We start from the raw sequence: 22,117 nt of genomic DNA, 5'->3' as shown, positions 1-22,117 counted from the left end.
AACGAACCGATGGCCTGGTCCTCGCGGACCGGGCCATCGGCGTTTTCCCGACCCGGCCGGCGCCCGCGCCCTCCGGAACAGCCGGGATCACAGGTCTATGCTGCTGCTATGCGGATCGCCATCACCGGCTCCACGGGAATGATCGGCACGGCGCTGTCCGCCGCGCTCACCGAAGACAGCCACGAGATCGTCCGCCTGGTACGCCACACGCACCCGGACGAGACCGCCGGAGAGCGCCACTGGTCGCCGTTCGGCGAGCCGGACCCCAAGCCGTACGAGGGCTGCGACGTCGTGGTCCACCTGGCTGGCGCGGGCCTGGGCGACAAGCGCTGGTCGGCCGCCTACAAGCGGGAGATCAGGGAAAGCCGGGTCCACGGCACCGACACCCTGGCGCGCTCGCTGGCCCAGCTCGCCGAGCCGCCCAAGGCGCTGCTGTCGGCCTCGGCGATCGGCTTCTACGGCGACACCGGCAGCACGCCGGTCACCGAGGACTCGGCCGGCTCCGAGGACTTCCTGGGCGCGCTGTGCCGGGACTGGGAGGCCGCGACGAAGCCCGCCGAGGACGCCGGGATCCCGGTGACGCACCTGCGCAACGGCGTCGTCCTGGGCGGCTCCGGCGGCGCGCTGGCCCGGATGCTGCCGTTCTTCAAGGCCGGGATCGGCGGCCCGATCGGGAGCGGCCGGCAGTATTTCTCCTTCATCGGGATGGCGGACCACCTCGCCGCGCTCCAGCACATCATGGCCCTGACCGTGGACGGGAACATGACCGGCGCGGTGAACGTCACCGGTCCGCTGCCGGTCACCAACCGGGCCTTCACCAAGGCTCTGGGGCACGTGCTGCACCGGCCGACGGTCATGCCGGTGCCGGGATTCGCGCTGCGCGTGCTGTTCGGCCAGATGGCGGACGAGCTGACCGGGAGCCAGCGCGTGCTGCCAGCTCGCCTGACCGAGTCGGGATTCGCGTTCAGCACCCCGGATCCGCGTTCGGCGCTGGCCGCGGCGCTCGAGTGAATCAGACCTCTTCAATGCGTGACGGTCCGACCACCGAGAGTTCTCGAATGCTGAGACAGCAGGCGTTTCGCAAGAGTACGCCACCGGCCCAGGGGTAGGCATCCCTCCACAAGCGCCGACGCTCGGCCGGCTTCACCCTGCCCTGCGCGAACCGCGCGGGCCCACAAGGCGCCGCCGGCGAGACCGGCCGTAGAGGGTGGAGGGGCTCACGTGACAGCACAAAGTCCGAGCCACCGGCATCACCTGGACGCCGACGTGATCGTCGTCGGTGCCGGGGTCGCCGGATTGCACGCCGCGGGACGGCTGCACGAGGCGGGTTTGGACGTCCTGGTCGTCGAGGCGTCGGACCGGGTGGGGGGCAGGGCCGGCACCGAGAGGGTCTCGGGGTTCGTCGTGGACAAGGGATTCCACTTGATGAACTCCGGCGAGAACGGGGAGAACGCGAAGCTGGAGCTGGGGTGCTTCGCCCCCGGCGTGGACCTGCAGCTGGACGGCAAGCGCATCCGCTACGGCGACCGCGCGGGCAGCGACGGAGCCCTGGGAGCGGGCAACGTCCTGCGCACCCCGCTCGGCTCCCCCGCCGAGCGCCGCCGCCAGACCGGCTGGCTGCTGCGGGTCGCGCTGAACCGTCCCGAGAGCATTCTGGACTGCCCGGAGCGCACGGCCGCGGAGCTGGTGGCCGAGGTGGGGCTCTCACGCCGGGTGATAGACGGCTTCCTGCGGCCGTATCTGGAGGCCTTCGCCGCCGAGCCGGACCCGGACCTGTCGGTGTCGGGCCGGGCGATGGAGCTCGCGCTGCGCCAGCTGGTCCGGGGGCGGTGGTGCCTGCCGGCCAGCGGGATCGCCGCCATCCCGCAGCGGCTGGCCGAGCGGCTGCCGACCGGGGCGGTGCGGCTGGAGACCGAGGTCCTGATGGTCTACGCGAACGGCGTGGTCACCGCCGACGAGGTGCTGCGCAGCTCGGCGGTGGTGGTGGCGACCGACGCGGCGACGGCGGTGGAGCTGCTGCCGGGACTGCACGAGCCGGAGTCGCGGTCGGTGACCGCGTTCCACCACGCGACCGTGCTGCCGCCGCCGCGCGCCGAACCCGCGGTCCTGATCGACGCCGACCCGCACTCCCCGGTCGCGCGCACGGCGGCGGTCAGCCACGCGGTGCCCGCCCGGAGCCCCGACGGCCGGACGCTGGTGTCCACGAACGTGGTCGGGCACACCGGGACCCGCACGTCCGAACTTGAGGCGGCGGTCCGCGCCCGGCTGGCGGAGCTGTACCCGGGCGGCGACGACCGCTGGGAGTGCGTGGCGGTGCACCACTTCCCGCACGCGGTACCGGCGATGACCTCGCCGCACAACTTCCGGCGGCCGGTACGGCTGCTGCACGGGTTGTACGTGTGCGGAGACCACCGCGGCACGGCCGGGATCGACGGGGCGATGGAGTCGGGACAGCGTGCCGCGCGGTCCGTGTTGGCCGATCTCGGGGTGTCGTTTCGCACCGGAGAACTGGTCACCGCCTGAGGGGTAGGGGCGTCTTTCGCAGGTCTTTGCGCCGGCGCGTTCGCCGCAGGCGGTGACGTGCCGTCAGGCCACGGCGACCAGCTCGCGCGAGCGGGTCGGCGCCGTGGCCTCGTCGACGAGCGCCAGCGCCAGATCGGCGTAGGCGAAGGTGTCGGCGCCGGGGACGACCTGCGTGCCGCCGAGGCGGTAGGCGCCGGTCCCGGGACCCTCGTCGAGGAACACCAGCGGCGGGGCGAGCACGACCCAGTCGAGGTCGGAGGCGCGCAGCAGCGGGAGCTGCGCGGCGTGGTTGCGGGAGAAGGCGCGCGCTTCTTCGGGGATCCCGTCGCTGTCGTGGGCCGCGACGCCGGGCGCCACTTCGAGCGCGCCGCCGATGCCGACCGCGACGAGGCGGCCGACCCCGGCGACGGCGAGGCCTTCGACCAGCGCGCGTGCGGCGGCGACGAAGTGGCCCTCGTCCATGGCCGCGGCGGTGTTGACCGCGACGTCGTGGCCGGGCGCGAGCCGTGCGACGCTCGCGGCGTCGGTGACGTCGCCGGCGACGACGGTCACTCCGTCCGCGGCGAGGTCTGGATACTTGGCGGGGTCACGGACGACGGCCGTCACCGTGTGCCCGCGCCGCGCCGCCTCGGCCACCGCGGGCCGCCCGGCACGACCGCCGGCTCCGAAAACAATGATGTTCACCATGCCCGCGACGCTAAGACCGGTGGACCCGCTCACTGCAACGTAACTAGGCTCGACCTGTGGATGAGCCAGCACCCCTGAGCCCGAACATGTTCGACCCCGCCTGCCCCTCAACCGAGTCGCCGTTCCGCATAGCCGACAAATGGGGCGGCATGATCGTCCTCTGCCTCGAAGCAGGACCCCGCCGCTTCACCGAACTCCGCACACCCCTCCCCCGCCTAGCCCCCAAGGTCCTCACCGAAACCCTCCGCTCCATGGAACGCAACGGCCTGATCACCCGCACCGTCTTCGACGAGAACCCACCCCACGTCGAGTACGCACTCACCCCCCTCGGCCGCAGCCTGCTACCGGCGATCGCCGCCTGCCGCGAGTGGGCCTTCGCGAACCTGGAGACAATGCGCGCTGCTCGGGATCAGTACGACGGGGTCGGGGGCAGCGAAGCTGCGTGAGGTAGGCGACGGTCGCCAGCAGCGCCCAACCCACCACCCCACCGCCGCATCAACCCGCCAGCGCCTACTTCCCCACCGGATAGTTCGCCACGAACCGACCCTTCGGGTCCCACGTCGCCTTCACCTCGCGCAGGCGCTGCGCCTCGGCTGCTGTCACGGTGTCGGCCAGCGTGTCCGTCGGGCCGAGGAAGGTCGCGAGCTTGGCGCCGGTTACGGCGTCGCCGAGTGCTGCGACCACTTCTGCCTGCTTTGCGGCTACGGCGGTGCCGACCTCTGGGGTGAAGGCCAGGCCCAGGAGGTAGAGGAGGTATTCCTCGGTGACCGGGCCGCGGGGGCCGGGGCGGGTGTTGGTCATGGCGGCGCCGAGGTGGCGGATCTGGAGGGCTAGGAGGGGGGCGATCGGTGCGGCGAGGAGGGTGGCGATGGTGTCGGCGTCGAGGCGGCCGAGGAGTTCGGCGCGGGAGCGGCTCGGGCCGGGGTCGACGGGGTCGTTGGTGATGGTTGCGAGGTCTTCGAAGGGCATCGGCTGCCAGGCGCCGTTCACCGCGCCGTCGATCGCGTCGAAGGGCTTGAGCAGTGCGCGGCCGTCCGTCTCCGAGCCCAGATAGGCGACCGTCACGCCCACCATCGCCGGCGCGCCGCCCGGGAGCTGTACCCGGGTCGCCCATAGGCTCAGCTCCGGCGGCGCCGTCGCGGTGGTGTCCCGGAACGCGGCGAACACCTCGGCGGTGCGGGCCTCCGGCCAGAACACCGTGCCGCCGAACAGCTCGGGCTCCTCGTGCAGGCGCACGGTCAGCGCCGTCACGATCGCGAAGTCGCCGCCTCCGCCGACCAGGGCGTGGAACAGGTCGGGGTTCTCCTGCGCGTTCGCCGTGCGGTGCTCGCCGGCGGCGTCGACGACCTCGAACTCGATCACGTGGTCCGAGGACATCCCGTACTTGCGCGCGAAGAGCCCCACGCCGCCGCCGAGGGTGTATCCGGCCACGGACACGGTCGGCGAGCTGCCGGGCTTGTGGATCAGGCCGTGGGCGGCGGCTGCGGTGTTGAGCGCGCCGGACTGGACGCCCGCGCCGACACGGGCGGTGCGCGCCTCGGGGTCGACGGTCAGCTCGTCCAGGCGGCCGGTGCGCAGCAGGATCGCGCCGGCCGCGGTGCCCGAGGCGCCGTGGCCGGTGGGTTGGACCGCGATCGGCACCCCGGCGTCATTGGCGTAGCGGACCAGCGCGGCGACGTCGGCGGCGTCGGCGGCGGTCACCACGGCGCGCACGTCCTGCTCGACCGCCAGGTTGTAGGGCTTGCGCGCGGCGTCGAAGCCCTCTTCGCCGGGGAGCAGGACGTCGCCCCGGATGACGTCGCGCAAGGACAGCAGGGAAGCCTCAGACATGGCACGCGCTCCTTTTACCGTGGTCGATCAGGAGTTCCTCACGATACGGATCACCACTGACACCTTGATCGACGCACGGTGAACGCGCACGTCGGGATTCACGCGACGGTCATCGTCCGCAGCACCTCGTCGATCGGCGTCGGCGCCAGACCGAAGGTCTTCTCAGTCAGGGTGCTGTCCAAGGTAAAGGGCTTGGCGAACTGGTAGTGCGTGGTGCGCAGCTCCTTCGCCATCTTGTCGAACAGGCCCGCACTCCACAGCACCGGGTACGGCAGCTTGGTCAGCTTCGCCGGCGGCAGACCCTTGGCGGCCACGTACCGGTCCGCCAGCTCCCTGACGGTCAGCGGCTCGGAGGTCGGCACCAGCCACGCCTGCCCCCAGGCGCGCTCGTCGCCGGAGACCAGGGCCAGCGTGCGGGCCACGTCGGCGATGGAGGTCCAGCTGTGCTTCACGTTCAGCGGGGTCGGCACGTAGGCGCGCTTGCCGTTGTCCAGCGGCTTGGCCAGCACGTAAGAGAAGATTGAGTTCGCTTCCACGTAGTCGCTCGCGCGGACCTCGGTCATCCGGATCCGCCCGGCCTGGTGCAGTGCGAGCGCGTCGCGGAACATGTCGGCGCGCAGCTTCAGCTTCGGGTGCGTCGCCGCCAGCGGGGTCTCGGGGGTGATCGTGCCGGTGACCGGACCGTGGCCGTAGAGGTTGTTGGCGACGGTGAGCACCGCGCCGCTGCGCTCAGCCGCCGTGAGCAGGGCCGCGGCCAGCGGCGGCCAGTCGGTGAGCCACTGGTGGTAGGCCGGGTTCGCGCAGTTGTAAAGCGCGGCGGCGCCCTCGGTCAGCGCGCTGAGCCGTTCGGCGTCGGTGGCGTCGGCGGCGACCCGCTCGATGCTCGCGTGCTCGGGCCCGGAGCCGCTGCGCGTCACGACGCGCACCCGCTCGCCGCGGTCGGCCAGCAGCTTCGCGGTGGCCGTGCCGACCGGTCCCGCACCCACGATGACGTGCAGCGTCATGATGTCCACTCCTCTTGCACCGGCGATGCGGTGTGCGTTGCTTCCCCTTGAGAGCACTGCTCTCTGTTGACATCACTGTGCACCGGAGCGCCGCACGCTGTCAAGAGCACTGCTCTCGCCTGTGTGCGATAATCACCGGTATGGACGCGGCGAAGACTTCGAAGTCAGCACAAGTTCCTGATTCAGCGCAGTCCTCAAACTCGGCACAGACCCCGAATCCAGCGCAGACCCCGAATCCAGCACAGACCCCGGCACCGTCCATCCGGGCCAGAGTCCGCGCGGAGATGCTGGAGGAGATCAAACGAGTCGCGCTGGTCCACCTGGCCCGCGACGGCTCGGCGCTGTCGCTGCGCGCGGTCGCCCGGGACATGGGCATGGTTTCCTCGGCGATCTACCGGTACTTCCCGAGTCGCGACGAGCTGCTGACCGCACTGATCATCGACGCGTACAACGACCTCAGCGGGGTCGTCGAGCAGGCGGACGGCGGCGTGGACCGCCGCGACGCGTACCTGGCGCGCTGGTTCGCGGTCTGCCATGCCGTCCGGCGCTGGGCCATCGCCAAGCCGGCGGAGTACGCGCTCATCTACGGCAGCCCGATTCCCGGCTACCTGGCGCCCGACGACACCGTCGAACCGGGGTCGCGGACCGTCGTCATCATGGCGCGGTGCATCGCGGAAGCCGAAGCGGCGGGCAAGCTCCACACCGCTGAAGGAGTCGCGGCGCTTCCCGCGACGGAGAACTCCGTCTATGCCGAGGAACTCCGCGCCGTCGCGGCCGGCATCGGGTTCGCCGAGGATTCGCGGGCCGTCGAGGCGGCCGTGAGCGCCATCACGCACGTCTTCGGCGCGGTCAATTTCGAGGTGTTCGGACGGCTCAACCGGGTCTTCACCGAGCGGGGCGAGTGGTTCGACCGGCAGGTGCGGGAGATGGCGGTGGGGATGGGGCTCGCACGGCACTGAGGAGGCCGCGACGTCAGCGGATCCACGGTCGTTACAATCGCCGCATGGGTGACGAACCGCGGTGGCTGTCCGATCAGGAGATGACGGCCTGGACGGGCTTCCTGGCCGCGAGTGCTCTGGTGGAGCGGCGGATCGACCACCAGTTGCGTGAGGACGCGGGGTTGTCGCATACCCAGTACGAGATTCTGGTGCGGCTCTCCGCGGCGCCTGACGGGTCGCTGCGGATGACCGAGCTCGCCGAAGCGCTGCTGAACTCCAAGAGCGGGCTGACGTACCAGATGACGCAGCTGGAGAAGGCGGGGCTGACCGAGCGGCGGTCGTGCCCGACCGACGTGCGCGGGGTGTTCGCGGTGCTGACCGACGCCGGGCGCGCGAAGTTGGAGCAGGCGGCACCCGGACACGTTGCGGTGGTGCGGGAGGCGCTCATCGACGTGCTGACCCCCGAGCAGCTCGCGGTGCTGGCCGACGGGCTCGGCGAGGTCGCGCGGCGGCTGCGGGAATAGCCCCGGGGCGGGTGGGGTTTGTTCAAATTCGAACGACGGTCTAAGCTCGCGCCGAACGCCGGTTGTTCGAATTGGAACAACTCGCCACGGAGGGACCCGTGCCATGAACCAGACACCCGAGGCCGCCACGACGGAGCCTGAGACAGCCGAGGCCGCGAGCGTGGAGCACGCGACGCCGGAGGCGACGATCCGCACCCGCGTGCGCGTGCCGCTCCGATTCGGCGACGGCTACAGCGTCGAGGCCGAGCTGGTGACCTTCCACGGCCTGGTCGACGGCGGGGAACACCTGGCCGTCGTGCTCGGCGAGCCCGGCCGCACGCCCCTGGTGCGGATGCACTCGGAGTGCCTGACCGGCGACGTCTTCGGCTCGGCCCGCTGCGACTGCGGTCCCCAGCTGCGCGAATCCGTCGAGCGCATCGCCGAGGCCGGCGGCTACCTGCTCTACCTGCGGCAGGAGGGACGCGGCATCGGCCTGTACAACAAGCTCGACGCCTACGCCCTCCAGGACGCGGGACTGGACACCTACCAGGCCAACGTCGCCCTCGGCCTGCCGGAGGACGCGCGCGACTACACCGTCGCAGCACAGATGCTGACCGCGCTCGGTGTGGACAGCGTGCACCTCCTGTCGAACAATCCGGACAAAGAGGCACAACTGGCCGGTCTGCACGTGACCGTCACCGAGCGCGTGCCCACCGGCGCCCACGCCACCGCCCACAACCTCCGCTACCTCCGGGCCAAGGTCGAGCACACGCGGCACAGCATCGTGCTGGACGACGTGCTGTCCGTGGCCTGAGGCACCGACGAACCCCGGGAGAGGCAAGAGGCCATGACCGCCGACATGAACACGTCCACCGCGTCCACCGCGTCCCCCGAACGGATGCCCGCGATCTACCTGAGCCACGGCGCACCGCCCCTGGCCGACGACCCCCTGTGGCCGAGCCAGCTCGCGGCCTGGTCGGCGAACCTCCCGAAGCCGAAGGCGATCCTGATGGTGTCGGCCCACTGGGAGGAGGCGCCGCTGGCACTCGGCGCCACCACGACCGTCCCCCTGGTCTACGACTTCTGGGGCTTCCCGCAGCACTACTACGAGGTCACGTACCGCGCCCCAGGAGCGCCGGCCCTAGCGGACTCGGTCCGCAAGATGCTGCACGCCCCGGGCCTGGAGGTGCAGGACGAGCCGGCCCGCGGACTCGACCACGGCGCGTACGTCCCCCTGGTGGAGATGTACCCGCAGGCGGACGTCCCGGTCCTGCAGGTATCGATGCCGACCCTGGAGCCCTCACAGCTGATGGCCATCGGCCGCCGCCTCGCACCCCTGCGCGACGAAGGCGTCCTGATCATCGGCAGCGGCTTCTTCACCCACAACCTCCGAGCCCTGAGCCAGGACGGCAAAGTCCACTCGGTGATGTCCGAATTCGACGACTGGGGCCACCAAGCCCTCGCCGCCGCCGACGTCGACGCCCTCCTCGACTTCGAGAACAAGGCACCGGCCGGAAAGCTGGCGCACCCGCGAACCGAGCACTTCGCGCCCCTGTTCGTGACGCTCGGCGCTGCGGAGGCGGAGTTGGGGACGCAGCGGTCGGTGATCGATGGGTTTTGGATGGGGTTGGCTAAGCGGTCGGTGCAGGTGGGGTGATCGGGGCGGCGCCTTATTCGGAAGCCGCGGTATTTGTCGGGCGTCGCTGATGTTTGGACGCCTTGTAGGCGTCGACCGCTTTGCGCGAACTTCTCCATACGCCGTCGGACCCCTGCACAGCGTCGAGCCGACCTCGCTGGGCCGCCTGCCGTAAGGCGGCCAGGGTTGTCGTTCTGTCAACCAAAGCCGCGAGCGGTACCAAGCGAGCCGGGCCGGCGACGTTCGGCACAATAAAGCTGTTGAGGCTGTCGATCATCGCTCGGGCGATCAGCTCTCCCAGCGAACCGTAGTCGCCGGTGTCGGCGCGTTGCATCGCCGACAGGTATGCCTCGCGTTGTCGCTTGAAGATGACAACCGGAGGGTACCCAAGCCTGACAAGCACGAGGTTCAGGACCAGCCGCCCTGTTCGGCCATTCCCATCGATGAACGGATGCACCCGCTCGAACTCGTTGTGCAAGCGCGCCAACACTTCCGGGAGCGGTTGATCCGGCGCCGCGACTGCGAGCCGTTCACCGGCGAGGCACACCTCCGAGACCCACCCCTGCATTCTCTCAGGCACAAGCGGCCACGCAGGCGGGATCATGCCCGCCGAGAATGGATGGATGTCGTGCTCGCGAAAGCTTCCCGGTCCTTCGCTGCTCTTCGCATCCGGGTGCGGCGCCACATCCCATACGGGGGTCATGGCTGCGTGATGCACCTGGCGGACTTCGGCAAGCGTGAGAAGTCGGCCGTCGTGCCAATCCCCCGGTTCCAAAGCTTGGCCGTAGACCCACTGCGCGGCATCAGCGTAACCGCGCACCTCGTTGTACTCCCTGAGCGGCTTGGCTCCGACAGCCCGGCCCTGTTCCAAAAGCGTCTGCACCTCGCGAAGGACGAGCGTGTTCCCCTCCAGCGCCGTGGAGTGGTGTGCTTCCAGATGCCAGATGTCGTCCCAGATCGACTGGGCCTCCTTCGGACTCGGCAGCCCGCCGAATCGGTCATTGAGCTCCGTCAATGCCCGATCGAGACGCTCGTACACGGTCGCTCGGCTCGGACGTCCTCTGCCTACCACCGCACGCGCTCCTATCTGGCCGGACGCCTCTTTTGATACACCATCCTGCTACTTAATTGAACTTATCAAGTAGACGGAAGCCCGCAGTTGCGACACGACCGGCAGGTGGTTCTGCGTTAGACGAACACGCCCGGAGATCGAACCGGGGGAAGCCGACGCGATCGTCGACTTCCCCCGTGAGGCGGGCCTCTTACTGTTCAACAGCGAGCAGGCTCAGCTGCACCCGCTCGTAGACCCACACCCCTCGCACACGTAGCAGCTGCCCGAAGGGCGCATCTTCGTCCCGCAGGTCAGGCAGAGCGGGGCGTCGGCGGCGTAGCCGAGCTTGGCCTCCAGGAGTTCTGTGGAGGAGCCGATGCTCTTGGGGGCGGGGAGGGTGGTGGGGTCGGTCTTTTTTGCCGGGGCGGCCGGTTCGGTCCGGTGCTCTATGGGGGCGGATTGGGCGAGGGTTTCGTGGTCTAGTTGCTGGTCCTCGTCGGGGAGGTAGCTGCCGGTTTCGAGCTGGCGCTGGCGTTCTTCGTTGGTGTAGATGCCGTAGGCGGCTCGGGTGTCGAAGTCCAGGTGGTCCAGGGCTAGGCGGCGGAAGATGTAGTCGATGATCGACTGGGCCATGCGGACGTCGGGGTCGTCGGTCATGCCGGCGGGTTCGAAGCGCATGTTGGTGAACTTGGCGACGTAGGTCTCGAGGGGGACTCCGTATTGCAGGCCCACTGAGATGGCGATGGAGAAGGCGTCCATCATGCCGGCGAGGGTTGAGCCCTGCTTCGACATCTTCAGGAAGACTTCGCCGAGGTCGCCGTCGGTGTAGGAGTTCGCCGTCATGTAGCCTTCGGCGCCGCCCACGGAGAAGGAGCTGGTGATGCCGCGGCGGTTCTTGCCCAGGCGCTTGCGGACCGGCTGGGCGTACAGGGTGGCGGCTGCGGGCGAGGTGCCGGTGGCGGTTGCGGCGGCCGGCGCGGTGGCGGCGGCGACCGATGCGGCGGCGGCCGCGGCGGCCTTTTGGCCCTTGGCGTCCTGCAGCGGCTGGCCGACCTTGCAGTTGTTGCGGTAGATCGCCAGGGCCTTCAGGCCGAGCTTCCAGCCCTCGAAGTAGATCTCCTCGACGTCCTCGATCGAGGCCTCCTCCGGCATGTTCACCGTCTTGGAGATGGCGCCGGACAGGAAGGGCTGGATCGCCGCCATCATGCGGACGTGGCCCATCGGGGCGATCGAGCGCTCGCCCATCGCGCAGTCGAAGACCGAGTAGTGCTCGGGCTTCAGACCCGGTGCGTCGACGACGTGGCCCTGCTCGCCGATGTACTCGACGATGGCCTCGATCTGCTCCTGCTGGTAGCCCAGGCGCTTCAGGGCGCGCGGGACGGTGTTGTTCACGATCTGCATCGAGCCGCCGCCGACGAGCTTCTTGAACTTCACCAGCGCCAGGTCGGGCTCCACGCCGGTGGTGTCGACGTCCATCATGAAGCCGATGGTGCCGGTCGGCGCCAGGAGCGAGGCCTGGGCGTTGCGCCAGCCGTTGGCCGCGCCGATCTCGTTGCCGCGCTGCCACTCGGTGCGCGAGAGCTCGAGGATCTGCTTGTCGAAGTCCTCGAAGGGCACGTAGGCGTCCGCGGCGTCGGCGTGCTTGCGCATCACGGCCGCGTGCGGCTTGGCGTTGCGGGCGAAGCCGTTGTACGGGCCGACCACGCCGGCCAGCTCGGCCGAGCGGCGGTAGGCCACGCCGGTCATCAGCGAGGTGATCGCCGCGGCGATGGCCCGGCCGCCCTCGGAGTCGTAGGCGTGGCCGGTGGCCATCAGCAGCGCGCCGAGGTTGGCGTAGCCGATGCCCAGCTGGCGGAAGTCGCGGGTGGTCTGGCCGATCTCCGGGGTCGGGAAGTCCGCGAAGCTGATGGAGATGTCCATCGCGGTGATGACCAGCTCGACCATCTTCACGAAGGTCTCGGTGTCGAAGGTGTCGTCCTCGCGCAGGAACTTCATCAGGTTCAGCGAGGCCAGGTTGCACGAGGAGTTGTCCAGCGACAGGTACTCCGAGCACGGGTTGGACGCGGTGATGCGGCCGGTCTCGGGGTTGGTGTGCCAGGCGTTGATGGTGTCGTCGTACTGCAGCCCGGGGTCCGCGCACTCCCACGCGGCCTTCGCGATGTCGCGGAACAGCTGCTTGGCGTCGAGGGTCTCGATGACCTCGCCGGTCTGCCGGGCGCGCAGCCCGAAGCGCTCGGTGTTCTGCACCGCGTGCATGAACTCGTCGGTGACGCGGACCGAGTTGTTCGCGTTCTGGTACTGGACGCTGGTGATGTCCTTGCCGCCGAGGTCCATGTCGAACCCGGCGTCGCGCAGCGCGCGGATCTTGTCCTCCTCGCGCGCCTTGGTCTGGACGAACTCCTCGATGTCCGGGTGGTCCACGTCCAGCACGACCATCTTGGCCGCGCGGCGGGTCGCGCCGCCGGACTTGATGGTGCCGGCCGAGGCGTCGGCGCCGCGCATGAAGGAGACCGGGCCGCTGGCGTTGCCGCCGGAGGACAGCAGCTCCTTGGAGGAGCGGATGCGGGACAGGTTCAGGCCGGCGCCGGAGCCGCCCTTGAAGATCAGCCCCTCCTCGCGGTACCAGTTCAGGATCGAGTCCATCGAGTCGTCGACCGACAGGATGAAGCACGCCGAGACCTGCTGCGGGGACTTGGTGCCGACGTTGAACCAGACCGGGGAGTTGAAGGCGAACATCTGGTGCAGGAGCGCGTGGGCGAGCTCGTGCTCGAAGATCTCCGCGTCCTGCGGCGTCGCGAAGTACCCGTGGTCCTCGCCGCCCTTGCGGTAGGTCTTCACGATCCGGTCGATCAGCTGCTTGAGCGACCACTCGCGGACCGGGGTGCCCACGGCGCCGCGGAAGTACTTGGTGGTGACGATGTTCGCGGCGTTGACCGACCAGAAGCCGGGGAACTCCACGCCCTTCTGCTCGAAGTTGACCGAGCCGTCGCGCCAGTTGGTCATCACGACGTCGCGGCGCTCCCAGACGACCTCGTCGTAGGGGTGCACGCCGGGCTTAGTGTGGATCCGCTGGATCGTCATGCCCTTGCCGCCCTTGGCGGGAGCCTTCGCCTCATGGGAAACACCCGGGGCGGGCACGACCTGCCCGGGCTTCATGGGAGCCTTCCCGTTGCCGCGGGCCGACGCCGCGCCGCGCGGTCCGCTAGCCGTCTCCGTCATTCTTCTTCCCTCTCCCGTCCTGGGAAACCATTCCGACACCCCGAGACGGTTCGCCGTCTACGGGATTGAGCAAGCTCTGGATCGCCGGGCCCCAGGTGAGGAGCTCTGCGAAAGTCTTCATCATGTCCCCGCCGGTCCCGGCGGGTCTTGGGGGGCGGTCAGGCCCGTTCGCGCTCCGCGCGCAACATCAAAATCTCGGCCTCGAAGTCCTCCAAGGACTCAAAGGCCCGGTACACCGAAGCGAAGCGCAGGTAGGCGACCTCGTCGAGCTCCCGGAGCGGGACGAGTATCGCCAGCCCGACCTCGTGGGCGGCGATCTCCGCCGACCCTGCGGCCCGCAGCACGTCCTCCACCCGCTGGGCGAGCACGGCCAACTGGCCCTCGGTCACCGGTCGGCCCTGACACGCCTTGCGCACGCCGCCGACGACTTTGTCGCGGCTGAACGGCTCGGTCGCCCCGGAGCGCTTCACCACCAGGAGTTGGGCGCTCTCCACCGTGGTGAAGCGGCGCCCGCACTCGGGGCACTGACGGCGGCGGCGGATCGAGGTGCCGTCCTCGGAGCTGCGGGAGTCCACGACCCGGCTGTCGTCATGCTTGCAGAAGGGACAGTGCACGGTTCTCCGGCCTCCTTCTCACAGCGTGACTTCTCCCGAGCGCGACGGGATGGCGTCACCCTCCGCTGTGGTGTACTAACCACAACTTATGGAGCGTTGACGCTATTCCAATCACAAGATGTAGGGGTACGTTAGCCACTTCGCCCCATCGCTCGCAACCCGGATCGGCGTGTCGCGTAAGGGGTGCGCGAGGTTCGTGGGACTACTGTTCGCGATCGCCCCAGCTACAGGGGCAAGCCCGGAGCCCTGTTCGAATCCCCAAGATTCTCAGGGGTTTCGCCCAACCGGACCAACGCGCCGGGCAGGTCCGGCGGGAGTCCGCGCGCGGTCCGCCGAACAGAGTTATGGAAACAGGCCGTTACCTTCCCGCCGGTGCCGCGTTAGACATTCCGTACGCCCGCTCCCCTCACGGGTTGTCGAACAGCCGTTCGTCACTGTGGGGGTGGCACCCGCTACGGTTGATCCAAGCGAACAAACTTTCACATCCCCTGCCACCGCCCAGCTCACTGGCGAAGGAGCCGCAAGCCATGGCCGTCCGGAGCACTACCCCGACCGACAATCGAGAGGCCGCGCATGACGGACATGTGCCGTCCCCGCGCCTGACCGAACGCCAGACCGCGGTCCTGAACGTCATCCGCGACTCGGTCCGGCGCCGGGGCTACCCGCCGTCGATGCGCGAGATCGGCGAGGCCGTCGGCCTGCAGTCCACCTCGAGCGTCCGGCACCAGCTGGTCACCCTGGAGAGCAAGGGCTTCCTGCACCGCGACGCCAACCGCCCGCGCGCCTACATCGTGCGCGGTGCCGAGAACGCCGGGCGCGCCGCCAACGGCTCCGAGCCCGAGCCCGCGTACGTGCCCCTGGTCGGCCGGATCGCCGCCGGCGGGCCGATCCTGGCCGAGGAGCGCGTCGAGGAACTGATCCCGATCCCCAAGCAGATGGTCGGCGAGGGCGAGTTCTTCGCGCTGCGGGTGGTCGGCGACTCGATGATCGAGGCCGCGATCTGCGACGGCGACGTGGTCGTCATCCGCCAGCAGAAGCAGGCCGAGAACGGCGAGTTCGTGGCCGCGATGATCGACGGCGAGGCGACCGTCAAGGAGCTGAAGAAGGAGGCGAACGCGGTGTGGCTGATGCCGCGCAACGCCGCCTACGAGCCGATCCCGGGCAACGACGCGGTCATCCTGGGCCGGGTCGTGACGGTCCTGCGGCGGCTCTGAGGACCTCCGCACCGGCTCGGCGCCGCCGTCGCCGTCGTCGCCCTCGCGGGTGAGGCGATCGGGTCGACGGCGGCGCCGAGCAGGTCAGAGCGCTTCCTCAACGTTTTAGGGTTGTCAGCAACCTGCTGAGGCCGACGCACGTCACCTTGGCATGAATCGACTGAACAGCATCGCACTCCTGGCCGGCGGCGTCCTCGTGGCGGTCGCCGCCACCGGGTGCTCCTCGAACCCGGCCAAGTCCGCCGCGGCGGGCCCGGCAGCCGGTTCCTCGAGTACTCTGGGCGCTCCGGGCGCTCCCAGCACGTCGACGACGTCCCTGCCGTCCGCGCCGGGCTCTGCCTCCTCCAGCGTCTCCGCGCCCTCGGGCGGCGCCTCCAGCAGCGCCGCGGGCGCGCCCTCGACCGGCGCCCCGGCCGCGGGCGGCGCGACCACCGCCGCGTCCGCCCCGCCGGTCAGCCACCCCGCCTGCGCCAACGCCCAGCTGAACGCCTCGCTGGCGCAGGGCGACGGGCAGAGTCCCGCGATCGCCATCATCGCGGTGAAGAACACCGGGCCCACCTGTCTGATCAACCCGATCCCCTATGTGTGGATCGTGAAGAGCCCGACCGATCCCTCCGACGAGCTGCGACCGCTGGTCCCCGGCGGCACCCCCGGCACCGCGAAGCTCCAGACCATTCTGACCAACACGACGCTCTACGCGGCGGTCGACGTGAACCCGAACTCCGTCCCGGACACCCCCCAGGGCTACAACTACCTGGAAGTGACCGCGAACCCCTCGAAGAACACCAGCGGCAAGGACGTCCAGGACGTCAAGCTGCCGATGACGGCGAACGTGTCCGGTCCGAAGCTCGGCGTTTACACGACCAACCCCAGCAGCGCGATCGACGCGCTGCAGTACTCGAACACTCCGGAGAGCTGAGCCCGCGGCCGAGGGGCGGGCAGACGACAGCTGCCCGCCTCGGTCCGGCTCGGTGTTCCTCGGCCGAGTTCAGCTCGGCTCAATGCTGCCCAGTTCAGTTCTGCTCGGCCAGGCTTTCCTCGGCCGTCTTCGCCATCGCGTCGATCGCCCGCAGCGACTTCAGCACCCGCTCGGTGTCGTCGGTCTGCCAGAACGCCGGCATCGACGCGCGCAGGAAACTGCCGTAGGGCTTGGTCGCCAGCCGCGAGTCCAGCACCGCGACGACGCCCTTGTCGTCGATCGCCCGGATCAGCCGGCCCGCGCCCTGCGCCAGCAGCAGTGCGGCGTGCGAGGCGGAGACCGCCATGAAGCCGTTGCCGCCGCTGCGTCCCACCGCCTCGGTGCGCGCCGCGGAGACCGGGTCGTCCGGACGCGGGAACGGGATGCGGTCGATCACCACCAGCTGCAGCGAGGCGCCGGGGACGTTCACGCCCTGCCACAGCGACAGCGTGCCGAACAGGCAGGTCTCGGGGTCCTCGGCGAACTTGCGGAGCAGTTCGGCCAGCGAATCCTCGCCCTGGCACAGGATCGGCAGGTCGATCTTCGTGCGCAGCTTCTCCGCCGCGGTCTGCGCCGCGCGCATCGAGCTGAACAGTCCGAGCGTCCGGCCGCCGGCGTTGTCCATCAGGTCGGCGAGCATGTCCAGCTGATCGTCGCGGATGCCGTCGCGGCCCGGCGGGTCCAGATGCCGCGCGACGTAAAGGATTCCCTGCTTCGGGTAGTCGAACGGCGAGCCGACGTCCAGGGCGCGCCAGTACTGCGGCAGGTTCTGGACCGTGTCCAGGAACTCCTCGCCGTCGCTGTCGCCCTCGCGCAGCAGCTTCACCGCGGCGTCGTAGATCTCCTCGGGCAGCTCGGGCTTGAAGTCCAGCTCGACGCGTTCGGTGCCGTGGAGCCCGACGCTGCCGGCCACGCCGGTGAAGTCGCCGCCGAGCTTCAGCGTCGCCGAGGTGAGCACCACCGGCGTGCGCGCGAACATCTTGTAGCGCAACAGGTTCTCGATGCCGAGCGGGGCGATCTTGAGGGTGGAGTTCTTGATCCCCTTGAACTCGCTGCGCTCCAGCCAGACCACGTCCTGCTCGGCGCCTTCCAGCACGCGCTCGGCGACCTGGTGCACCGCCTCGGTCGCGGCCCGCGCCTGCTTCCGGGCGCCGTCCATGTCCAGGTCGCCGCCCTTGTTCTTGGACAGCTCGGTCAACGCCGAGCGGCTGGCGTCGCGCAGCGCGACCAGCGCCATGCCCAGTTCCTCGGGCAGCCCGCGCTGGAAGCGGCCCTCGGGGGTGTTCTCCAGCGCCTCGGTGAAGTCCAGGGTCGCCACGGCCAGGTTCGCGGCCGTCGCCTCCTTCACGAACTTGTCGGTGCGGTGGTGCGCGCGCTCGACCGCGGTCTTGGTCAGCTCGCCGGTCGCCGCCGAGGTCACGCGGTTCACCAGCTCGTGCGCCTCGTCGACGATGACGGCGTCGTGCTCGGGCAGCACCTGCACATCCCCGTCCATGGCCGCGATGGCCAGCAGCGCGTGGTTGGTGACGACCACGTCCGCCGAGCGCGCCAGCTCCTTGGCCTGCTCGGCGAAGCAGTCCTCGAAGAACTGGCACTTGGATCCCAGGCACTCCCGCGCCGAGACCGACACCTGCGCCCACGCCCGGTCCGACACGCCCGGCGAGAGGTCGTCGCGGTCCCCGGACTCGGTCTCCTCGACCCATTCCCGGACCCGCAGCACCTCGGCGCCGAGCTTGCCGACCGCGAGCGGGTCGAAGAGCACGTCCTGCCCGGGGTCCTCGGCGGCGCCGCCCTCGACCTTGTTCAGGCAGACGTAGTTGTTGCGCCCCTTGAGCAGCGCGAACGCCGGCTCGCGCTTGATCAGCGGCGTTATCGCCGCGGCCAGCCGCGGCAGGTCGTGCGCGACCAGCTGGCGCTGCAACGCCAGGGTCGCCGTGGCCACGATCACGCGCTTGTGGTGCGCCAGGGCCGGGACCAGGTACGCCAGCGACTTGCCGGTTCCGGTGCCGGCCTGCACCAGCAGGTGCACCCGGTCGTCAAGGCTGGCCGCGACGGCCTTGGCCATCGCGATCTGGCCCGGGCGCGTCTGTCCGCCCAACGCCTCCACTGCCGCGTCGAGCAGGGGCGTCAGGTCGTCTGTGGGAGTCTCGGGGGTGGCCCCGCCAGAGTTCGGCATGGTCGCACCAGAGTACTTGGCGGGGCCGACACGATGGACCCGAAGCCCTACAGACTCAGCGGATTGGCCACCGTTCCGTACGCCTCGACGTGCGGCCGCTCCGCGCGGTCGCGGTATCCGTCCAGCAGCAGCCGGTTCCGGTTCAGGCACAGCCGGTCGATCCGCTGGGTGAACAGGTCGAAGGCCTCGAAGCGGTCGGCGAGCTCGGGGAAGGTGGCCTGGTAGTCCAGGATCCGGTCGGCGACCAGACCCCAGAACAGCCGCGGGTCGACGCCCAGGTGCTGCTCGGCGATCCGCGACAGGTAGCGGAAATGGCCGACGAACAGTCCCGCGTGGATGAACTGGCACAAATAGTCCGGCATCTCGCGGAGCATGACCGCTGAGACCTCGGCGGGGATCTCCGCCAGTTCGGGGAGGTCCTTGGCGGAGATGTTCACGTCGTCGACGAAGTCCTTCACGGCCAGCCGGCTCGGCCACTCCCGCTCGTCGTTGACCAGCACCGCGTTCTCCCCGTGCGGGGAGAAGACGATGCCGTACTTGTAGAGGAAGTGCAGCAGCGGCGGCAGGACCGCGGCGAACAGCTTGTCCAGCCAGTCCGCGCCGTCGAGCCCAGAGCGCTTGACCAGCTCCACCACCAGCGGGCGCCCCTCGCTGTCGGTGTGCAGCAGCGAGGCCATCGTGCGGGCCCGCTCCCCCGGCTCCAGGCGCGGCGGCAGCGGCTGGCGCCAGATCGCGCCGAGCAGCTCGCGGTACTGATACGGCGCGTCCGGCATCTGGTCCAGCACCGGGTGGCGCACCGCCACCGAGGCCACCTCGCCGAGCAGGATCACGCGGCACTCGTCGTTCAGGAACGGGTCCGCGTCGGCGATGTCCAGCAGCCAGGAGGTCACCGCCGGCGCCGCCACGGTGCGCTCGGTCGGCAGCCCGCGCCAGACCATCGTGTTCAGCACCGACAGCGGCAGCTTCACGTGGTGGCGCTGGGGATGCGTGATGTTGGAGAACGTCCGGATCGACTGCTGCGGCAGGTATTCGTCGTCGGCGTACCCCAGCGGGACGATCAGCCCGGCGGCCACTTCGGCGCCGTACAAGGGCTGGATCATCTCGTCCCACTGCCAGGGGTGGACCGGCAGCCACCAGTAGCGCGCCGGGTTGAAGCCGTTGCGGACCAGCTCGGAGCCGAAGCGGATGCGGGTGTTGGAGTCCAGCTCGGTGGTGTACAGGCGCTGCGAGGTCAGGTTCCGGACCGCGTTGAACTCCGCGAGGTCCTGGTCCACCGCGATCCAGGGCAGGCGCATGTGGTGCCGGGCTTCGGGGGTGTAGCGCAGGGCGTCGGAAGCCGAGAAGCCGAACCGCCCCTTGTTGAACACGATCCAGGGGTGGCCGGTCATGTGGCCCTCGAGCTCGGCGTAGGACAGGTCGGCGAGCTCGGCCGCGGTGAGCGCAGAGCGCGCCAGGCACACGTCCGCCGCCAGCGTCGCCGCCAGCTCGCGCACCAGGTGGCCGGCGGTGTCGCCGGGCAGCTCCAGGCGGCCCTGGGCGTCGCGGACGAACAGCAGCGGGTCGTGCGGCGTGCTGTCCGCGCCGCGCTCGGAGCGGCGCAGGGACTCGGGGTCGACGAACCAGGAGCCGTAGTCGCCGCGGTCCGCGCGGAACCGGTAGCAGACACCCTGGTCCAGGTCCAGGCGGTAGTGGTCGGCGCTCTCGGCTTCGGGATCGGGATCGGGGGCGAGCAATCCCTCGTAGCAGAACTCGCCGACGCACTTCGCCAGCAGCGCGCGCGCCGCCTTGCGCCAGGATTCGGAAGCCGCGCCGGTCTCGGCACGGAGATTGCGGGCCGAAGGGGACATACTCAGGGCACCTCGATTCGAATTCCGGGATCACGCTCCGCGGCCGCCTCCGGGTCGAAGGCGGTGTGCGCGGCACGCCGGGGCAGGTCGTAGACGGTCCTGCCGGTGAGCGCGTTCAGGATGACGGCCGCCCGGTGGGCGCCCAGGCCCAGGTCCGGGGCGCCGACGCCGTGGGTGTGCCGCTCGGCGTTCTGCGCGTACACCCCCGGGGCGATCCGGTGGTCCAGATCGGCCGCGCCGAGCAGCTGCTCCAGGTCGGCGTCCAGGAACCCCGGGACCCGCTCGCGGTAGCCGGTGGCCAGGACGACGGCGTCGGTCAGGACGCCGAACTCCCGCTTCTGCCGCTCGTGCAGGCAGGTGAGCTCGACCGCGCCGGGACCGCCGGGGCGCCACGCTCCCCCGGTCACCGACACGCCGGGCAGCAGGGTGGCGCCGGTGTCCCCGGCCAGGCCGAGGGTCCCGCCGTAGAGGCTGTCGAAGGAGCGCATGTGCAGCTCGGCGTGCAGCTCGGCGATGGTCTCGAAGCTGATCGCCTTGTGCAGCCGGCCCTGGCCGCGCAGCAGGTCGGCGCGCACGTCCTCGCGCAGGCCGTGGAAGAAGCGCGTGTAGTCCGGCGTGAAGTGCTCCAGCCCGAGTTTGGAGTACTCCATCGGCTCGAACGCCGCGCTGCGCGTCAGCCAGCGGACCCGCTGCCCCGGGGCGCCGGAGCGCAGCAGGTCCAGCACGATCTCGGCGCCGGACTGCCCCGAGCCGATCACGGTCACGTCGTCCAGGGTCCGCAGGCGCTCGCGGTGCACCATGTAGTCCGCGCTGTGCAGCGCGGCGTGCGGCGGAGCGCCGGGGACCTCGAACGGCATCACCGGCTCGGTCCCGATGCCCAGCACGATGTTCGCCGCCGACACCAGCACCGGTCCGCTCGGCGCGGTGTATTCGATCTCGAATCCGGCCTCCGAGCGCCGGATCTTGGTGACCGCGGTGCCGAAGCGGCAGAACGGCAGCTGCGCGGCGACCCACTGGCAGTAGGCCTCGTATTCGCGGCGCTGCAAGAAGAGGTTCTCGGCGAAGTAGAAGCTGTAGAGGCGGTCGGTCTCGCGCAGCCAGTTCAGCACCGAGAAGCGGCTCGTGGGATCGGTGAGCGACACCAGGTCCGCCAGGAAGGGGACCTGGAGCGTGGCGCCGTCGAGCATCATGCCGCGGTGCCAGGCGAACACCGGCTGCCGTTCCAGGAACAGCGGCTGCAGGCTGTGGTTCTCCCGCAAGGGCTCGGCCAGCGCCGCCAAGGACAGGTTGAACGGGCCGATCCCGACCCCGACCACGTCGTAGTGCTGCATCAGCCCGCCCTCCGGGTCTCGGGGATCAGGGTCCGGTCGTAGACCATGAGCATCGCCTGCTTGTCCGGCAGATCCAGGACGCCGCGCGGGGCGAACCCGGCGTTGGCGAAGGCCTGGATCGAGCGCCGGTTGCGCAGGTCGGGCTCGGCGACCACGCGCGAGGACGCGGTCCGGGACAGGGCCCAGTCGGCGACGGCGCGGATCAGGGTCGAGCCGACGCCGCGGCCGCGGTAGGCGCCGGGACCGATCAGGACGTGGATGCCGACGTCGCCGCGCCGCGCCGAGTAGTAGGCGGCCAGCGGGTCCTGGTCGGCCTGGTAGACCTCCCAGTAGCTCATCGGCTCGCCGTCGAGGCGGCCGAGGCAGGGTTCGGAGTGCGCCGAGGAGAGCTGCGCGGCGATGTGCCGGTCGAGCACTTCGCGCGGTCCGTCCAGGTCCCAGAAGGCTGCGACCTCCGGGTCGTTCATCCAGCGGTGCAGGACGGGTAGGTCCTTCAGCGGCCGCAGCTGCTCCATCTCGAAGCGGCCGAAGGGCGTGGGCAGGAGCCAGCCGGCGCGGGTCTGCACCGGGTTCGTGATCGTCATGG

General features: G+C 70.1%; 19 protein-coding genes. 9 read left to right on the top strand and 10 right to left on the bottom strand.

The window, feature by feature from the left end:
- The first annotated feature begins 108 nt into the window (after positions 1–108).
- Positions 109–1,011, top strand: a complete 903-nt coding sequence (locus CACI_RS09105; protein WP_012786043.1) for a TIGR01777 family oxidoreductase — start codon at positions 109–111, stop codon at positions 1,009–1,011.
- Between the two features lie 210 nt (positions 1,012–1,221).
- On the top strand, positions 1,222–2,523 hold the full coding sequence (locus tag CACI_RS09100) for an NAD(P)/FAD-dependent oxidoreductase (RefSeq protein WP_012786042.1): 1,302 nt from the start codon (positions 1,222–1,224) through the stop codon (positions 2,521–2,523).
- Positions 2,524–2,586: 63 nt separating this feature from the next.
- On the opposite strand, the gene CACI_RS09095 is transcribed toward CACI_RS09100, so the two are convergent.
- On the bottom strand, positions 2,587–3,210 hold the full coding sequence (locus tag CACI_RS09095) for an NAD(P)-dependent oxidoreductase (protein ID WP_012786041.1): 624 nt from the start codon (positions 3,208–3,210) through the stop codon (positions 2,587–2,589).
- Between the two features lie 86 nt (positions 3,211–3,296).
- Between CACI_RS09095 and CACI_RS09090 the strand changes: the two genes are divergently transcribed.
- Positions 3,297–3,656: a winged helix-turn-helix transcriptional regulator gene (locus CACI_RS09090; protein ID WP_012786040.1), complete on the top strand. Its 360-nt coding sequence runs from the start codon at positions 3,297–3,299 to the stop codon at positions 3,654–3,656.
- A gap of 64 nt (positions 3,657–3,720) precedes the next feature.
- Here the strand turns inward: CACI_RS09090 and CACI_RS09085 are convergent, their stop codons facing one another.
- Positions 3,721–5,040 (bottom strand): FAD-binding oxidoreductase, encoded by a 1,320-nt coding sequence (locus CACI_RS09085; RefSeq protein ID WP_012786039.1) that lies wholly within the window; start codon positions 5,038–5,040, stop codon positions 3,721–3,723.
- Between the two features lie 98 nt (positions 5,041–5,138).
- Complete coding sequence (locus tag CACI_RS09080; protein WP_012786038.1) at positions 5,139–6,044, bottom strand: NAD-dependent epimerase/dehydratase family protein; 906 nt, start codon at positions 6,042–6,044, stop codon at positions 5,139–5,141.
- A gap of 284 nt (positions 6,045–6,328) precedes the next feature.
- Here CACI_RS09080 and CACI_RS09075 point away from each other — a divergent pair, with 284 nt between their 5' ends.
- The 4 genes from CACI_RS09075 to CACI_RS09060 all read left to right on the top strand — a co-directional run bounded on the left by CACI_RS09075 (position 6,329) and on the right by CACI_RS09060 (position 9,142).
- A complete protein-coding gene (locus CACI_RS09075; protein WP_012786037.1) occupies positions 6,329–7,003 on the top strand; it encodes a TetR/AcrR family transcriptional regulator in 675 nt (224 codons plus the stop codon).
- Positions 7,004–7,047: 44 nt separating this feature from the next.
- Positions 7,048–7,506, top strand: a complete 459-nt coding sequence (locus tag CACI_RS09070) for a MarR family winged helix-turn-helix transcriptional regulator (protein ID WP_012786036.1) — start codon at positions 7,048–7,050, stop codon at positions 7,504–7,506.
- Positions 7,507–7,609: 103 nt separating this feature from the next.
- Positions 7,610–8,299 carry a GTP cyclohydrolase II gene (locus tag CACI_RS09065; protein WP_012786035.1) on the top strand — a complete coding sequence of 230 codons (690 nt, stop codon included), beginning with the start codon at positions 7,610–7,612 and terminating at the stop codon, positions 8,297–8,299.
- Positions 8,300–8,332: 33 nt separating this feature from the next.
- Positions 8,333–9,142, top strand: coding sequence for a dioxygenase family protein (locus CACI_RS09060; RefSeq protein ID WP_012786034.1), 810 nt, complete (start codon positions 8,333–8,335; stop codon positions 9,140–9,142).
- A 13-nt stretch (positions 9,143–9,155) separates the two neighbouring features.
- Here the strand turns inward: CACI_RS09060 and CACI_RS09055 are convergent, their stop codons facing one another.
- From CACI_RS09055 to nrdR, 3 genes are all read right to left on the bottom strand, one after another.
- Positions 9,156–10,160, bottom strand: a complete 1,005-nt coding sequence (locus tag CACI_RS09055) for a Fic family protein (RefSeq protein ID WP_143765184.1) — start codon at positions 10,158–10,160, stop codon at positions 9,156–9,158.
- 246 nt (positions 10,161–10,406) lie between these two features.
- Positions 10,407–13,391 (bottom strand): vitamin B12-dependent ribonucleotide reductase, encoded by a 2,985-nt coding sequence (locus CACI_RS09050; RefSeq protein ID WP_012786032.1) that lies wholly within the window; start codon positions 13,389–13,391, stop codon positions 10,407–10,409.
- 158 nt (positions 13,392–13,549) lie between these two features.
- On the bottom strand, positions 13,550–14,005 hold the full coding sequence (nrdR, locus tag CACI_RS09045) for a transcriptional regulator NrdR (protein WP_012786030.1): 456 nt from the start codon (positions 14,003–14,005) through the stop codon (positions 13,550–13,552).
- 527 nt (positions 14,006–14,532) lie between these two features.
- Here nrdR and lexA point away from each other — a divergent pair.
- Positions 14,533–15,219 carry a transcriptional repressor LexA gene (gene lexA, locus CACI_RS09040; RefSeq protein ID WP_012786029.1) on the top strand — a complete coding sequence of 229 codons (687 nt, stop codon included), beginning with the start codon at positions 14,533–14,535 and terminating at the stop codon, positions 15,217–15,219.
- Positions 15,220–15,370: 151 nt separating this feature from the next.
- Entirely contained in the window at positions 15,371–16,138 is a 768-nt protein-coding gene (locus CACI_RS09035) for a hypothetical protein (protein WP_012786028.1), read from the top strand.
- A gap of 94 nt (positions 16,139–16,232) precedes the next feature.
- On the opposite strand, the gene CACI_RS53835 is transcribed toward CACI_RS09035, so the two are convergent.
- The 4 genes from CACI_RS53835 to CACI_RS09015 are packed head-to-tail and all read right to left on the bottom strand — an operon-like array spanning position 16,233 to position 22,115.
- Positions 16,233–18,353: an ATP-dependent DNA helicase gene (locus CACI_RS53835; protein ID WP_012786027.1), complete on the bottom strand. Its 2,121-nt coding sequence runs from the start codon at positions 18,351–18,353 to the stop codon at positions 16,233–16,235.
- A gap of 47 nt (positions 18,354–18,400) precedes the next feature.
- Positions 18,401–20,200 (bottom strand): IucA/IucC family protein, encoded by a 1,800-nt coding sequence (locus CACI_RS09025; RefSeq protein ID WP_012786026.1) that lies wholly within the window; start codon positions 20,198–20,200, stop codon positions 18,401–18,403.
- Between the two features lie 2 nt (positions 20,201–20,202).
- Complete coding sequence (locus CACI_RS09020) at positions 20,203–21,531, bottom strand: lysine N(6)-hydroxylase/L-ornithine N(5)-oxygenase family protein (protein ID WP_012786025.1); 1,329 nt, start codon at positions 21,529–21,531, stop codon at positions 20,203–20,205.
- Positions 21,531–22,115, bottom strand: a complete 585-nt coding sequence (locus CACI_RS09015) for a GNAT family N-acetyltransferase (RefSeq protein ID WP_012786024.1) — start codon at positions 22,113–22,115, stop codon at positions 21,531–21,533. Before CACI_RS09015 ends, CACI_RS09020 begins: the two co-directional genes overlap by 1 nt.
- Between the last annotated feature and the right edge of the window lie 2 nt (positions 22,116–22,117).

This window comes from Catenulispora acidiphila DSM 44928 (assembly GCF_000024025.1).
In the GTDB taxonomy this organism is placed as follows: domain Bacteria; phylum Actinomycetota; class Actinomycetes; order Streptomycetales; family Catenulisporaceae; genus Catenulispora; species Catenulispora acidiphila.
The sequence above is the reverse complement of the archived record's forward strand: the minus strand, read 5'-3'. Positions and strand labels throughout refer to the sequence as shown.

What these genes read in the sequence shown, in the direction of transcription:
- CACI_RS09105 (WP_012786043.1), top strand. Translation starts at nt 109, where the DNA reads ATGCGGATCGCCATCACCGGCTCCACGGGAATGATCGGCACGGCGCTG.
- CACI_RS09095 (WP_012786041.1), bottom strand. Translation starts at nt 3,210, where the DNA reads ATGGTGAACATCATTGTTTTCGGAGCCGGCGGTCGTGCCGGGCGGCCC.
- CACI_RS09090 (WP_012786040.1), top strand. Translation starts at nt 3,297, where the DNA reads ATGTTCGACCCCGCCTGCCCCTCAACCGAGTCGCCGTTCCGCATAGCC.
- CACI_RS09085 (WP_012786039.1), bottom strand. Translation starts at nt 5,040, where the DNA reads ATGTCTGAGGCTTCCCTGCTGTCCTTGCGCGACGTCATCCGGGGCGAC.
- CACI_RS09080 (WP_012786038.1), bottom strand. Translation starts at nt 6,044, where the DNA reads ATGACGCTGCACGTCATCGTGGGTGCGGGACCGGTCGGCACGGCCACC.
- CACI_RS09075 (WP_012786037.1), top strand. Translation starts at nt 6,329, where the DNA reads ATGCTGGAGGAGATCAAACGAGTCGCGCTGGTCCACCTGGCCCGCGAC.
- CACI_RS09070 (WP_012786036.1), top strand. Translation starts at nt 7,048, where the DNA reads ATGGGTGACGAACCGCGGTGGCTGTCCGATCAGGAGATGACGGCCTGG.
- CACI_RS09065 (WP_012786035.1), top strand. Translation starts at nt 7,610, where the DNA reads ATGAACCAGACACCCGAGGCCGCCACGACGGAGCCTGAGACAGCCGAG.
- CACI_RS09060 (WP_012786034.1), top strand. Translation starts at nt 8,333, where the DNA reads ATGACCGCCGACATGAACACGTCCACCGCGTCCACCGCGTCCCCCGAA.
- CACI_RS09050 (WP_012786032.1), bottom strand. Translation starts at nt 13,391, where the DNA reads ATGACGGAGACGGCTAGCGGACCGCGCGGCGCGGCGTCGGCCCGCGGC.
- lexA (WP_012786029.1), top strand. Translation starts at nt 14,533, where the DNA reads ATGGCCGTCCGGAGCACTACCCCGACCGACAATCGAGAGGCCGCGCAT.
- CACI_RS09035 (WP_012786028.1), top strand. Translation starts at nt 15,371, where the DNA reads ATGAATCGACTGAACAGCATCGCACTCCTGGCCGGCGGCGTCCTCGTG.
- CACI_RS53835 (WP_012786027.1), bottom strand. Translation starts at nt 18,353, where the DNA reads ATGCCGAACTCTGGCGGGGCCACCCCCGAGACTCCCACAGACGACCTG.
- CACI_RS09025 (WP_012786026.1), bottom strand. Translation starts at nt 20,200, where the DNA reads ATGTCCCCTTCGGCCCGCAATCTCCGTGCCGAGACCGGCGCGGCTTCC.
- CACI_RS09020 (WP_012786025.1), bottom strand. Translation starts at nt 21,531, where the DNA reads ATGCAGCACTACGACGTGGTCGGGGTCGGGATCGGCCCGTTCAACCTG.
- CACI_RS09015 (WP_012786024.1), bottom strand. Translation starts at nt 22,115, where the DNA reads ATGACGATCACGAACCCGGTGCAGACCCGCGCCGGCTGGCTCCTGCCC.